This window comes from Streptomyces sp. NPDC057565 (genome assembly GCF_042801455.1).
Taxonomy (GTDB): domain Bacteria; phylum Actinomycetota; class Actinomycetes; order Streptomycetales; family Streptomycetaceae; genus Streptomyces; species Streptomyces yanii.
Map to the genome: position 1 here is coordinate 1 of NZ_JBHVFU010000108.1, position 13,545 is coordinate 13,545.

Consider the following 13,545-nt stretch of genomic DNA (forward strand, 5'->3'; position numbering starts at 1 on the left):
AGACGCTCGGCTGGAAGACACCGGCCGAGGCGTTCAACGAGCAGCTACTGTTGCTCCAACAAGCCGGTGTTGCAACGACCGGTTGAATCCAGTCAGTGTGCAACTCTTCCTCCACCGGAAACTACGTGAACTACTTCACGAAGGTGCAGACAGTGCTGAACCAGACTGGTCTCGAGGTCTACTGACAACGATCCTCCGCGGCCGACGGAACCTGCCCTTGCCCGGCCGCGTCACAGGCCTTCTTCGAGCCGCGAACCGCCGCTCAACGATCACGGCAGAAGCCGCCGCCATCATGGCCAAGGAACACGTGCGGGAGTGGTTCGATGACCTCGTCGAAGCAGAGTATTGGCTTAGGACTCTGACGAGCTGCTGCGGCGATGCGCAGCTGGCGCGGCTTGGTGAGGCTGCCGATGCTCTCGATGAGCTGGTTGCCGTGATGGTGGGCAGCACGCCACGCAGGGGTGGCACCCCTGGGCTTGACAATTTGCACACTGCTATCCGAATAGTTGCGGAATTGGCTCGTGCAGATGGACAGTTGTTGGCTACCCAACGCTGAGAACGAGCGGAATCTGCCTCGCGTTTGGGGCTGTGTCATCGCATCTCGCCCGGGATGATCGGCATGCCCGGTGTGACGGGGGTGCGGTTGCGGTTCCGGGTGAGGCGTTCGAGTGAGGCGAGTTTGTTGCGGGCGACGTAGGGCGTCTCACAGACGTTCTCCTGTCACCTCCAGCACAGCCGGTTGCCCGTCGTATTACGGGCGAGGAACAGGGTGAGGTACGCCTGGCCGGCCATGGCGCCGATGCGATGCTCGCGGCCGTAGTACGTGTTCTCCGCGGACGCGCCGTACGTGCGACCGTCCGTGAAGCGAGACATGAGGGCCAACTGATTCTCGTTGTGCAGCCGTTCCCACTTGGCAGCGGCCGGGTGGATACCGGTGTCCTGGCCGGTGAGAGTGACCAGCAGGTCGAAATTGCCGAAGTAGAAGGGGAAATGGGTGCCCCAGTCATTGCCCTCGGGGTAGTAGATCTCCGCCGAGTTCGCGCGGTAGATGGGGCTGGTGCCCCCGTCGGGGAGCGGGAACGGCTTGTCCACCAGGGCCGCGTACGTCCGGTCGATGTTGTGCAGCGCGGCGCGCGGTGCGGCCTGGTTCGCCAAGCCGAACACGAAGCCCTGGTAGAGGCTCTGGTCGAAGGCCACCATGTACAGCGGATGCAGTCGAGCGTGGTTCTGCAGGGTGCCGTCGTCGGCGATGTTCGTGCCCTGCAGCCAGCTCGACAGCTGGATGCCGTTGATCGTCTCGTCGCTCGTGAGGTCCGCGGGGCAGGCCGCTGCGGCCAGCAGAAGCTCGATGTTGCGGCGCTTCCAGCGGGCGGCGTTGGGGTGATCCGGCATCATCACCGCGGCCAGGGAGAGCGCGGCCGCGCTCCAGTTGTCCTCTTCGGCCTTGCTGTCGCCGGGGGAGACGACGGTGCCGTCGGTGCGAGTCATGTAGAGCTGGTAGCCGCTGGTGCCGACGAGGTAGATGTCGTTTCCTGTGGTCAGCCGGTCGGCTTCCCAGACCAGCATGGCAGCCAGGTGATCCCGCTCGGTGGCGTCGAGTTTGTCCCACAGCAGCCACCCGGCCAGCGCGGCGTAGTACGCCCACAGTGCGGTCTGCCAGTCGCCGCCCCATCGGGTCGCGGTGTCGGTGTTGTTCGCCCGGTGCCGGGCGGCGAGGGTGCGGATCAGGTTCCGGGTCCGGATGGTGGCGTTGACGCTGGACAGCGTCCGCTCGTCGTAGGTGCGGGTGGTCAGCGCGGTGGCGGTCGCCACGGCGGCCATGGCGGGCAGGCGGACGGCCCGCTCGTCGGTGCCCTTGAGATCGATGTATCCGTCGGGGAGATACCGCGTGTACGTCCCTGCGTACCAGGGCCCGATCAGATAGCGGGAACTCCCGGCAAGGATCGCCTTCACCCGCTTCCCGGCTGCGTCCGCCCCCGGATACGTCCCCAGGTTCTGCCAACCGATGGGTTTGACGTCATTCCCTGCAGCCCGGGCGACACCGGGCCCCGCGAAGGTGGCAGCGGCCCCGATCGCGCCGGCGGCTCCCAGGAAGCGGCGGCGGGACAGCAGGGGAAAGGAAGGCATACGGACACTCCTGTCTCAGATGTCTCAGGACGGGTCTCCAGCTCGGCTGAGCCTGGCAGCGCCACCCCCACGGCACAAGGGTCTAAACCACTAGTGTCCTGAGTCGGGAATTCGGTTCAGCTGTCCGGCGAGGCGTTCAAGGATCTCGTCCGCGGTCTTCGTCCAGACGAAGAGTTTCGGGTCTTCGTTCCAGATCTTGATCCAGTTGCGTATGTCCTTCTCCAGGGCCTGGACGCAGAGGCCGGCGCCTGGATCGACGGCGCCCGGCGGGCCTACGCCCGGGAGGACAAGGCGAAGTTGGCCTGCACCTACAACTTCGGCTTCCCGCACTACCTGACGCTGGAGCTGGACGACTTCGAGAACACGCCGGCGCACGCCAGAGCCGTGCCGGCCGCGGGCGCAGTGGTCGTCGGCGTCATGACGATGGGTGCCCTGGCGCCGCTCGCGGCGTTTGCCGCCGCCAGGCCGGACACCACCGTGCCCCTTATCGGCACGGGGATGTTTCATCAACCGCGCCGGCCGGCGGAGGGTGTGCCCTCCGCCGGCCGCCGCCCGTGGTGTCCGAGGGGTGTCACGGAGCCACGGCGATGTCGAAGAGGTGGATGCCGGCATTGGCCGGAAGCACCACGAGTTCGACCTGCTTGGCCGGGTCCAGTGCGATGGAGTGGGCGAAGATCCGGTAGGCGATGCCCGCGTTGCCGTACCCATCCGGACGGTTGCGGCCGTCCGTCGACTTCACGAGCGTCGCGCCGTGTGCTGTGGCGTCCTGGAACGACCAGTTGGGGAAGCCGATCGACCCGGTGGTGCTCGACCCGTCTGCGTAGATCACCGTCGCCGTGCCGGTGGCCCCGTTGCCGACGCCGGAGCCGAGGAAGACCAGTTTGCTGCCCTTGCCGGCGACCTTCACGCCCTGTCCGGTGCTCGACACGTTGTTCTTCGTGCCGGGGGTCGCGGCAGGCCAAGTCAGCTGGGCGCCGAGGGCGGTGACGGACGCTCCGGGCGTCAGCCCGACCGCGGCGAGCTTCTGTGCGGAGAAGCTGTTGCCCTCGCCGTCGTAGTTACCGGCCTTGGTGTTGTTCTCGTCGGTGATGGCGACGTTGTTGTACGCGTCGGAGAGGCGGTCCAGCACAGGGCCGGACCGCTCGACCCGGGTGCCCGTGGCGGTGCCCCGGCCGTCGCCTCCCTCGTAGGTGGCGCTGGCCGTGAACGTGCGCATGGTGAAGCCCGCGCGCTGTTCCGGTACCTGGATCCGGAACTCCGCCGTGGCTGCGGCACCCGGCTGGTACGAACCGTCGACGCTGCGCACCGCGGGCTGCACGGCCCAGCCGACGGGGCCGTTGAAGGTGACCTTGAGCCGGCGCAGGCGATCGGGTCCCTCATTGGTGACGGTGACCTTCACCTCCGAAATGGCAGGGCCGTTCAGGTCGATGGGGGCGATCGTCACCTGGGTGCGCGCCTCGGACGAGGTCGCGTCCTGGGACGCGGCGCTCGCGGGGGCGGAGGTGAACGCCACCGCCCCCACCGCCAGGGCCGCCGCGGCTCTTCGGGCTGCGGTCACAAGTACGGACATGAATGCTCGCTCCTTCTCTCACGGTTCGGGCAGTGCTCGGCCAGGGTTCAGCGGACAGGGCTGGACGTGGGCCGGAATCACACGGGCGGCATCTCGGTCATGCGCGAGTCGAGGCCGGGACGAAGGTTCACCCACGCGCCCCGGGTGAAGTCCGGGATCGCTACCGGCTTGCCCTTCTTCTCCAGGGACATGACGCTCAGCGGCACCGGCGCGCACCAGGCCGCCGAGTCGTACACGTCGATGTCGGGCACAAGGCCCGCGCGCATCAGCTGCACGGTGCGCCACTGCAGGACGTAGTCCATGCCGCCGTGGCCGCCGTTGTTCGCGGCGTCGTCGCCGATCTTCTTCCAGAGCCAGTGGTCGAACTCCTTGCGGTACGACCCGAAGTCCCGCCAGGCGTCGTCGCCGTGGTCGGGCTCGAAGTAGACCCGGGCGCCGGTGGAGGAGGTTCCGGCGTAGTCCTCGAAGATGCCGCGGCTGCCGGCGAGGCTGTTGATGCGGCTGTACGGGCGGGGCTCGCTCACATTGTGCTCGGCGCGGATCGTCCGGCCGTTGGCGGTCTCGATCATGCAGGTGACGAGGTCGCCGTTGATGTAGGTCTCGTTCCACGACGGGTGGCCCTTGGGGACGAAGCGCTCGCGGTAGTCGGCGAGGCCCTTCGGGGCGGTCGCGGTGGCGCGCAGCGTGGTCATCCGGTCGCCGCGGTTGATGTCCATCGCCGCGGCGACCGGGCCGAGACCGTGCATCGCGTAGAAGGAGGCGGTGCTGCGGGTGTGCCACAGGCGGCGCCAGGAGTCCGTGTAGTACGTGTCCGAGAACAGCAGCGCACGCAGGTCGTGCAGGTAACCGCCGTGGCCGTTCGTGACGTCGCCGAACACGCCTTCGTGCGCCATCTTGAGCATGGCCAGCTCGTTGCGGCCGTACGAGCAGTTCTCGGAGAGCATCAGGTGTCGTCGGGTCTGTTCGCAGGTGTCGACCAGGTCCCACAGCTCCTCGAGCTGGGTGGCGATGGGGAGTTCGACGACAACGTGTTTGCCGGCCAGCAGCGCGGCCTTGCCCTGCGGGTAGTGGAACTCCCAGGGCGTGGCGATGTAGACGAGGTCGATGTCGTCCCGCTTCAGCATCTCGGCGTACGAGTCGGCGGAGCCGCCGAACTCGGCGGGGCGCGGCTTGCCCGCCTTGACCAGGTTGTCAGCGACGCGCTTGGCCCGGTCCGGGCGGATGTCGCAGACGGCGGTGACCTGACAGCCGGGCACGGCGGACCAGCCCGTGGTCATGCCGTTGCCGCGGTTGCCGAGGCCGATGACGGCGACCCGGACGGTCCGGTGCGCCTCGTACGGCACGTTGATCATGGATGTCTGGCCGGCGATGCGGCGCGGCTCGGAGGCCATGACCGCACCGGAAGCGCCCGGCGCGGCGAGCGCGGGGGCGGACCCGGCGGCTCCGAAGCCGGCGGCGATCGCGCCCGTGGCCACCGCCCCTCCGAGAACCGATCGCCGCGAGACTGCGGGGACTTCAGACATGAAGGACTCCAGATTCGACGTGGTCGGTATCACTGGCGGGATGACTGTGACCGGCGCAACATCCGCATGTCAATAGATGTTTGCAAAATGCTTCTTGCGCTCATAAATGAACATCGCGGGCCCCGCGTTCCGCTGCATCTGCGTGCACGGCGGGGCGGGCCGCGGTTCGGATCCGGCCGCCTCCCGGGCGAGAATGCCCGCACCGAGGCAGCCCGCTCGGCCGCCGGACAGCTCAGCGGCTCCCACGCTCACCGCCGACGCCCCGGTCATGGAGTGTCGCCGCACCAGTTCCAGCGGCGGCAGTCGCCTATGCGCAAGTCGCACATCGCCCGCCTCCCCTGCGCCGAACTGCCCGAGCTCCGTGGGCAGGGCGACGCGGGTGTCGATCTCGTCCGCTGTCCATCCGATGCTGTCGAGAAGCGGACAAGCCTTACGCCAGAGAGTTGAGCGCCGTCAGCAGCGCGACACCGATGACGAGCACCCCACCCAGCGACGCTCCTCCCCGCAGCACCGAGTTCGCCATGCTCGCCCCGCCTGCGACAGGCGAACTTGATCGAGCGTCACATGATGGTCGAGCCGTGTACACGGCGGAGCCGGGTGCGGGAGTAAAGAGGTCGCGACGGAACCGGAATCCCGGCAAACCGTCGCGCGTCGGCCGGGCCGGACCACGGCCTGAATGCGCTATAGTCGATCTTGAAAGTTTGCCGCACCTTGCGGTGACTGACGCTGCGTTGGTGGTCCAAGGAAAGACGCCCCACTACCCGTGGGGAAATGCAGGTGCAAGGCCTGCCCAGCGCTCACTCACGAAGCCCTTCCCCCCACCGGGGAAGGGCTTCGTCATGTTCCCCGTGTGCCGACCCGCTTCAGTCAGTGTCCTTGGTCGCTGACGTCGTGGAGGTATTGCAGGGTGAGCTTCTCGGCGTGGTGGCGGCGTTCAACGACTGCTCCACCGGCATCGGACCACCGGCGGTAGAGCTCGACGGCGGCGAGAAGGGCCTGTCCGGCCTCGTGGCGGTCGTAGCCGCACAGCGTCGCCTGAAGGTCGCGCGCCTCTTCGGGCGCGACGGTTTCGAGGTGGCGTACACCGCGGGGCATTGCGCCCACCCGGCGAGCCGCCAAGGGGCCGAGCACGGTCTCGCGCAGGTAGTTGAGGAAGCCAATGGTCTCGAACAGTTCACCGCGGCCGAGCTTCGTGGCGGCTGGCTCATCATCGTCGGCCCGCACCGCGGGGAACTCCGCGACCAGGACTGCGCGGTCAACTCGCCCTTCGAGCCGCACATCGATGCAAACGGAATCCTTCACACCTTCCGCAGCTGGTACCTCGAGTGGCTTGAGCAACGCGAGAGGGCAGCTCGGTGATCAAGGGCTGGTGACCCTGGCCCGCCCCACGCACAGCGGACTACTCAACCCTTCCCTTCAAAGGAACTGCACCCCAAGGGGCTTGGGCAGCGCGTCAGCCCTGCACGCTGGCCCCTCTTGTCAATCCTGCACGTTGGCCCCCTCTTGACCGTGGCGCTCACACGGGCCACACTCCCATCAATTGGTCTAGACCGGTCTAGACCAATTGATGGGAGGCATCATGTCAAAATCTGGTCGCCGTGCCGTCCCTCGTCACCAGGGGTCGGCGAAGTTGCGAGTATCGCGACTCGCCGGCTGCCTCGCAGCCCTGACGGCATGCTCGGTGCTGGTGTCGCCCGCAATGGCGAGTGAGGCCGGCGCGAAATCTACTGTTCTGACGACGCCTGAGGGGGCCCAAAGCGACGTCGCCGACCCACGCACGACCCTGCTACCGGTTCCGCAGAACTGGGAACCCGCAGGGGGGAAGCTCACGCTGCCGAATACGACCAGGGTCGTGATCGATCCGGCCACCGCCGACCGCTGGACCGTTGTCTCAGGCATGACGACAGAATCCGACCCCATTGTGTCGACCCGGCCGCTGCGCGAGGTCGCCCGGTATGCCGCTCGAGACATCGAGGCCCGCACGGGTGTCCGCCTACCCCTCACCCAAGCGAACAGCGCGAACGACAACGGCATCCAGGTGGCCCTCGATGCGGCTCTCGCACCCGAGGTCGGCCCCGAGGGGTACCGGCTGGAGATCGGTCGGACGGTGCGGCTCACCGCGCCCACGGCCAGCGGTATCTACTACGGGTCGCGCAGCCTGATCCAGCTGCTGGTCGGGAGCGCCGACCAACGCACCCTGCCCACCGGTGTCCTCACTGACCGCGCCAACACCACCGTGCGCATGAACACGATCGACGTGTCCCGTGAGTACTGGGAGCCGCGCGCCGTGGCCGACGTCATCCGACAGATGGGGTACCTCAAGCAGAACTACCTGGTTCTTCACGTCGATGACGCCGAGGGTTTCCGACTCAACAGCCCCAAGTACCCCGGGCTGGCCGAGCCAGGCTTCAGCTACGACCGGGCTGACATCGAGAGTCTCGACCGGATCGCCCGGGAGAACAACGTGACCCTCGTTCCAGGTTTCGAGCTGCCGGCCCACGTCTCACCCAAGTCGGCCTACTTCCACGTCGGCATGGCAGACGGGCCGCGTGAGGTCGAACCGGGGTTCGGTGAGCGCGACACGGGCGCGACTCCGCAGAACACCTGCCAGGGCTACAGCTACAGCCACCTGACCGACGACTTCACGTTCAACCTCATGAACCCGAAGGCCCTCAAGGTCTCCCAGGAGATGCTCGACGAGTTCCTCCCCTGGTTCTCCTCGCCATGGGTCCACCTCGGTGGTGACGAGATGCCCCCGAACATGAACCGCTGCCCCGCTCTGGGGGACTACGTGGCCAACTCGAACGGCAAGTACGCCACAACGGCCGATGTCGAGATGGAGTTCATCAATGAGGTGAATGACCACGTTCGAGCCCAGGGCCGCACCTCGGTGATCTACAACGGCTCCGAGGCGTCGGCGCGCAACATCCCGCTCGACACCAACATCATCGTCATGGACTGGACCGGCAGTGGAACCGCCGCCCACCTGAAGCCCTACGACAAGATCGTCGCTGACAGCAGCTTCCTCTACCTGGTGCCGGCCCGTTCAGGCCGCCCCAACCAGCAGCGCATCGCCCAGACGTGGACCACACCCACCGACCCGAAGATCCTCGGCTGGGGCATGCACGTCTGGGGTGACGACTTGGGCTGGGCTGAAGGCCAGTGGCTCGAGTCGCTGTCGATCATGCCGAGAGGTCGGGTCGCAGACCGGCAGTGGAACACCCGCCCGCGCACCCAGACGGAATACGCGGCATACGAGGCCACCATGCAGACCATCGGCACCGCACCGGGATACACGAGCATCCAGCAGCCCAACGCCACCACGAACGCCCGACCGATCCACCAATACGTCATGGATCCGGAGTTCCCCCGTGGCACCTATGACGCGCACACGTCAAACAACCGACGCGGAATCATCGACCGATGCGACCTCAGCGGGATGACCCCGCTGTTCGTCTCGACGCGCTCAGCCACCGACCCGGACAAGGGCCAGGTGAAGGTCATCGACTCCGGCGGCTACTGGCTCGGGGCCTCCAACCTGACCGGACCCTGGTCGGTCACCGGCACCGCCAAGGTGAGCGGAACGGTGACTCTGCTCGGCCAGGTCGACTCCACGAACCGGGTCACCCTGAGCCCGACCGACGTCACCGTGCGCTGGAACGGTGTGACCCAGAGCTTTGGTCGTGGCCTCGGGTCAGGGCAATGGGCCGACTTCGCTCTCACCAGCGACGGTTCGACCATCACGCTGTATCTCAACGGTGAGCGCGTCGGCACCGTCACCAGTGAGCTGACGCTGCCCCGCTCGCGGATGCTCTACGGCGCGTCCGGCACGACTCTCGCCGCCCTGGACATCTACGCACAGCACCTCACGGCCGACCAGGTGTCCTCCGTGCGGACGCAGCGTCCCGAGGCTGTTTGCGCAACCTACCCCGCGGCGCCGACACTGCCCGCGCCTCGGCCTGCCGGACCACCGACACGTAGCTGAGGAGGGCCCTACTGCTCATCGCTCAGGATCTCGCCCGTCCTCGACAGTCCCGCAACGAAGATCGCGACGACGAGCCACGAGCATCTCCTGAGTCTGCCTCGGTGTGCCGAAATCGAAACAGGGCGGCTAGACCTCGTATACGAGACTAGCCGCCCTTCACCGTCGTGGTGCCCGTGCCGTTACCGGAACCGGTGAGGAGGACATTGCGAGCGCTGTTCTGTCCGGCCCACAGGAATCCGTGGCCGGTGGGCGTCAGCGCCAGCATGTCCGTCGGTCGCACGGCGCGGTGGTCGGGCTGGTCCCGAACGACCGACCAGTCGTCGGTGTTCAGGATCAGGGGCTTGGCGCAGTCGGACGAGGAGGGGTCCCCTCCGATGTGCAGGGTGACCGGAACGCCGGTGACGCTCCCGAGCTGGCGGGCCAGCGATCGGGGATGCGCCGAGCCGTTCGACCTGCCGGGCCAGGGCGTCGCGCGCGGGCGCGGCTTGTTCAGATTCTTCAGCCACATCAAGTGGACGCAGATATCTGCTGAGCCAGAGCTCGCCTCGACAGCCAGCCGCCTCCAGGCTCATGGTCCTTCCACGTCCGCGGCCACCATCAGTGCCGTCACTTCTCCTCGACATCCACAAGTCTGTTGATCAGCAACTGACTCCCGAACGAGTCGACAATCGTTGTCCCCCCGGAGATCAACGAAACCACGGTGTCGACATGGCCGTCCCGCGCCGTGAGCGGCGCGGGACCCGAGTCACGCATCCGCACCCTGGCCCCAACCTTCATCGACCGGCTGCAGTGGCTGGACGCACTCCTTGCGTGCTGTCACAACAGGGAGCTCGGTCGTCGTGGAGGCGGGACAGCGCGCAGCAGCTCCCACAGGGGGCGGTGTCCGCCGGCCCAGGTGGCGAGGGTTGCCCGGTCCACGAGGTGCAGGCGCTGTGACTTGGCGAAGTCCTGGGCGGGTTTGGAGAAGCGGCCGTTGGTGACCAGGACAATGACGTCGCCTTTGTGGACGGGACGTCCGGTGCCGTTGAGGACTTGGAGGTCCGGAGTTCCGACGGCGGCTCCGTCCAGGCCGGCGCGGCGGTGTTTGCACTGGATGACCCAGCGTCGGCCGTAGGGGTCGGTGGCCTTGACGTCGGCGCCATTGTCTCCGGCGCCGCCGACCTGGACGGCATCCGTGCAGCCGTCGCGGTACATCAGGTCGCGTATGGCGTACTCGAAGTCGCGGTGATGCAGCTGGTCGAGGCGGGTCATCGGGTAGCGCAGGGTGCGGGCGCTCGCCTGGCGCTGCCGGGCCTGCTGAATCCGGGTGCGCTGCCACAGAACAGCGCCCGCAGCGACCAGCACAAAGGTGAGAAGGACGATCCAGAGGTGCCCGGCGAGCCAATGCAGCAGCCGGCCAACAACCCACAGAATGACGGCAATGAGCACCAGCGCCTCGCCGACGCGCAGTTGCCGGCGTTTGCGTGAGCGGGACGGTCGGCGGCGGGACGGGCGCCGGCCACTCACCGGCTACTCCGGTCCCACGGGATCGGGTAGGACACCGTGGGCCGTGGCCTGGGCACCGGGGTCTTGTTCCAGCCGGGGAACTTGACCGGGTACACGGTCGAGGAGGGCCTGGGTAACTCGCTCTTTCCGCCGGTATTGCTGTTCGGGGCGTTCCCGATCACGGCGACCGCCAGCCCGAACAGCACCAGGGTGGACATCTCCCGGCGGGCCCCCGCCGCCCAGCGCGAGTACCCCCGCACCTTCGTACCGTTCCGCCGTATATACCCGTTGACCCACGGCATTGCCGTTCCCCCTCCCCCACGGGCTGCGCCTCCTTGCGCAACCGACCCATCAAACCAACTACCACTGACAACACATCAGGAGGAGATCACTTTCGGTCATGCAGGGCGGATCGTCTGAAAAGGGAGGTCACAACCTGTTCCTGAACCTCACGGACGATGCAGGGCCGGGATTTCGTGCAAGGCGGCTCGTGCGCTCTGTCGGGCTTCCCTCCCCTCGGGGCGGTGCGGCCCGCTCCGAGGCTGGCGTAGTCGCCGCGAACGCGCGTGTACGACACTGACGTAATGGATCAGCTTGAGCGGACCGTTGATGCCGTCCGCGCCACACTGGGGCCCGAGCTCGTCGGCACGTACCTCCACGGGTCTGCCGTGCTCGGGGGTCTCGCCCCGGCCAGTGACCTGGACGTCCTGGCCGTCACACGCAGAAGTCTGGGAGACCGTCAGCGGCGGTCCCTGCTGAGGGCGCTGCTGGAGATCTCCGGCCTGACGTCCACGGTCCGGCCGGTCGAACTCACCGTCGTTGTCCAGTCCGAGGTCCGCCCCTGGAGGTTCCCCCCGGCCGGGGACTTCCTCTACGGGGAGTGGCTGCGCGAGGAATACGAAGCGGGCGGGATTCCGCAGCCCGGCCCGATGCCGGACCTGGCCCTGGTGATCACGATGGCGCTGGCGGGTGACCGCCCCCTGGCGGGCCCGCGTCCGGCCGAGGTGCTCGACCCGGTGCCGCACGCCGACCTCGTCCGGGCGAGCGTCGCGGGCATCCCCGAGCTCCTGGCCGAGCTGGATGAGGACACCCGCAACGTCGTGCTGACCCTCGCACGCATCTGGACCACCCTCGACACGGGCGAGATCAAACCGAAGGACGCCGCCGCCGACTGGGCCCTCGCCCGCCTGCCCCCGCAACACCGCCCCGTCCTGGAGCACGCACGGAACCTGTATCTCACCTGCCGCTACCAGGACGAGGTATGGAGCGATGAACTCAAGGCCCAGATCCGTCCGCATGCCGAGGACGTGCTCACCAGGATCAACGACCTGCGCCGCAGGCAGGAATGAACGAGCAGCAGGACGCGGCTGCACCCACACATACAGCTACGCGGAACGATGCAAGGCCGGACCAGCCGTGGGAGAGTGTTCCACGGTGAGCGCCCTTCTCGGACAAGTCGGTCACGAGTAGTCGGGCTCGATGTAGTCGATCCCGGTGAACTCCACGACGAGGCCGTCGGCGCGGACCGGATGGTCGCCGCGGCATCCTTCCTGTCCGGAATCGTGATGCCGGCTCCCTGGCCAGCGGCCTGATCGCCCGCACCTCCGGCGAGTGGCTCGCACTATCCGCTTTGGATGTCATCATCTGCCTCTGTGCGAGTGTCGCTTCGGCCGACCGGACGATCACCCGGTTTCTCGGTATGCGGGACGAGGACCTCGACGACGCCTACCTCCGCGAATTCCCCCACGCCTTCGGTGCCGCCGCCCCCGGAGCCCAGAAGGCGGCCCTGTGAGAACCCGCTCCAGGGCGTGGCCCTCCCAACTGCCCCGGTGCCGGCACGCCGCACGGCTCACGCCCACGCCCGATCCCCAGCCCCGTCCCTGTCCTCCAAAGGACGTCATGCTCCTCGACGCCGACGCTCTCGCCTGGAGTCTGCGCAGCTGTACGAGATCACGACCGCTGCGACCGCTCCTGGAGGAGACCGCACGCGCCGGAGACACCACCAGCTGGCCGCTGATTCGCAAGCACACGCCAAACCTGCCCCGGCTTCACCGCGACGACGAATACATCATCCTGTGGCTGGTAGACGAGGACCGCCAGGAAGGCGAACCGCTGCTTTCTTCGCTGTTGACGGTCAGAGACCCACGGATGCACTCGCGTTTCCCGGCGATTGCCAAACAACTCGGCCCCTCCACCGGCCACGCTTCCGCCCAGCAGCGCACCGCATGGAGCTGCGATGTCTTGAAGGTGCACCAGCACTGGCGCTGACGCCCCGATCGAGCTAGTGCTGAGTTCCTCAAAGGCAGTACACATAGCGGCGGCGTAAGCGGCGGGTGGGTGGGGTGGGTCTGCCCCAGATCCAGGGGCGGGCTCGGGCGTTGAGTTGGGCTGTCGCGAGGCGGGTGGCCTGGTCGATCTCGTCGGGACCGACGCAGGACTGGCCGGCCAGGGCGGCTTTGCGGAAGATCCGCCACCACCCTTCCTGCAGATTCAGCCAGCAGGCGCCGACCGGGATGAACACATGCCGGATGCGGGGGTGGTCCTCCAGCCAGGTGCGCGTCGAGACGCTGTTGTGTGAGGACAGGTTGTCGGTGACCACGTAGATGTCACCGACCGGGTTGGCATCCTCGAGTTTGTGCAGGAATTGCTGGTAGAAGGCGCTGTTGCGCGACGACGCGGTCATCGTGATCTCCTGCCCGTCGGCTATGCGCAGGCCGCCGTAGACCCAGGGGTTTTCCGGTCCGCGGCTGTAGTCGATCTCGTTCTTGATCCGGTGTCCGTCCGGCGACCAGCCCGGCGCCGGCGGGAAGGTGCGCGGGATCACCGGTCCGAGCTCGTCGGCGCAGACGACCGTC

The 13,545-nt window shown here is 67.4% G+C and carries 14 protein-coding genes; 4 read left to right on the forward strand and 10 right to left on the reverse strand.

All coding sequences use genetic code 11. The features are described from left to right. Nucleotides 1-262 precede the first annotated feature (262 nt). The 6 genes from ACFU8W_RS50420 to ACFU8W_RS50445 all read right to left on the reverse strand — a co-directional run bounded on the left by ACFU8W_RS50420 (nucleotide 263) and on the right by ACFU8W_RS50445 (nucleotide 6,558). Nucleotides 263-490, reverse strand: coding sequence for a hypothetical protein (locus ACFU8W_RS50420; protein ID WP_384052574.1), 228 nt, complete (start codon nucleotides 488-490; stop codon nucleotides 263-265). Nucleotides 491-720: 230 nt separating this feature from the next. Continuing rightward, nucleotides 721-2,127, reverse strand: a complete 1,407-nt coding sequence (locus tag ACFU8W_RS50425) for a twin-arginine translocation signal domain-containing protein (RefSeq protein WP_384052575.1) — start codon at nucleotides 2,125-2,127, stop codon at nucleotides 721-723. A 90-nt stretch (nucleotides 2,128-2,217) separates the two neighbouring features. After that, nucleotides 2,218-2,502: a hypothetical protein gene (locus ACFU8W_RS50430; RefSeq protein WP_384052576.1), complete on the reverse strand. Its 285-nt coding sequence runs from the start codon at nucleotides 2,500-2,502 to the stop codon at nucleotides 2,218-2,220. Nucleotides 2,503-2,698: 196 nt separating this feature from the next. Next, a complete protein-coding gene (locus ACFU8W_RS50435) occupies nucleotides 2,699-3,697 on the reverse strand; it encodes an NEW3 domain-containing protein (RefSeq protein WP_384052577.1) in 999 nt (332 codons plus the stop codon). A 77-nt stretch (nucleotides 3,698-3,774) separates the two neighbouring features. Next, on the reverse strand, nucleotides 3,775-5,220 hold the full coding sequence (locus ACFU8W_RS50440) for a Gfo/Idh/MocA family protein (protein ID WP_384052578.1): 1,446 nt from the start codon (nucleotides 5,218-5,220) through the stop codon (nucleotides 3,775-3,777). Between the two features lie 867 nt (nucleotides 5,221-6,087). Beyond that, nucleotides 6,088-6,558, reverse strand: a complete 471-nt coding sequence (locus ACFU8W_RS50445; protein ID WP_384052579.1) for a hypothetical protein — start codon at nucleotides 6,556-6,558, stop codon at nucleotides 6,088-6,090. Nucleotides 6,559-6,919: 361 nt separating this feature from the next. Between ACFU8W_RS50445 and ACFU8W_RS50450 the strand changes: the two genes are divergently transcribed. Next, entirely contained in the window at nucleotides 6,920-9,205 is a 2,286-nt protein-coding gene (locus ACFU8W_RS50450; protein WP_384052580.1) for a family 20 glycosylhydrolase, read from the forward strand. A gap of 145 nt (nucleotides 9,206-9,350) precedes the next feature. Here the strand turns inward: ACFU8W_RS50450 and ACFU8W_RS50455 are convergent, their stop codons facing one another. The 3 genes from ACFU8W_RS50455 to ACFU8W_RS50465 all read right to left on the reverse strand — a co-directional run bounded on the left by ACFU8W_RS50455 (nucleotide 9,351) and on the right by ACFU8W_RS50465 (nucleotide 10,950). After that, nucleotides 9,351-9,713, reverse strand: a complete 363-nt coding sequence (locus ACFU8W_RS50455) for a hypothetical protein (protein ID WP_384052581.1) — start codon at nucleotides 9,711-9,713, stop codon at nucleotides 9,351-9,353. Between the two features lie 308 nt (nucleotides 9,714-10,021). Further along, nucleotides 10,022-10,711, reverse strand: a complete 690-nt coding sequence (locus ACFU8W_RS50460) for a restriction endonuclease (protein WP_384052582.1) — start codon at nucleotides 10,709-10,711, stop codon at nucleotides 10,022-10,024. After that, nucleotides 10,708-10,950, reverse strand: coding sequence for a hypothetical protein (locus ACFU8W_RS50465; protein ID WP_384052583.1), 243 nt, complete (start codon nucleotides 10,948-10,950; stop codon nucleotides 10,708-10,710). The genes ACFU8W_RS50460 and ACFU8W_RS50465 overlap by 4 nt, the downstream gene beginning before the upstream one ends. Before the next feature lie 306 nt (nucleotides 10,951-11,256). Between ACFU8W_RS50465 and ACFU8W_RS50470 the strand changes: the two genes are divergently transcribed. From ACFU8W_RS50470 to ACFU8W_RS50480, 3 genes are all read left to right on the forward strand, one after another. Then, on the forward strand, nucleotides 11,257-12,039 hold the full coding sequence (locus ACFU8W_RS50470) for an aminoglycoside adenylyltransferase family protein (protein ID WP_384052584.1): 783 nt from the start codon (nucleotides 11,257-11,259) through the stop codon (nucleotides 12,037-12,039). A 281-nt stretch (nucleotides 12,040-12,320) separates the two neighbouring features. Further along, a complete protein-coding gene (locus ACFU8W_RS50475; protein WP_384052585.1) occupies nucleotides 12,321-12,482 on the forward strand; it encodes a hypothetical protein in 162 nt (53 codons plus the stop codon). Between the two features lie 107 nt (nucleotides 12,483-12,589). Beyond that, the gene (locus ACFU8W_RS50480) at nucleotides 12,590-12,958 is read left to right on the forward strand and encodes a hypothetical protein (protein ID WP_384052586.1); all 369 of its coding nucleotides are present in this window, start codon (nucleotides 12,590-12,592) and stop codon (nucleotides 12,956-12,958) included. A 28-nt stretch (nucleotides 12,959-12,986) separates the two neighbouring features. Here ACFU8W_RS50480 and ACFU8W_RS50485 read toward each other — a convergent pair. Then, a partial coding sequence (locus ACFU8W_RS50485) for a transposase (protein WP_384052587.1) occupies nucleotides 12,987-13,545 on the reverse strand: 559 nt, incomplete at its 5' end.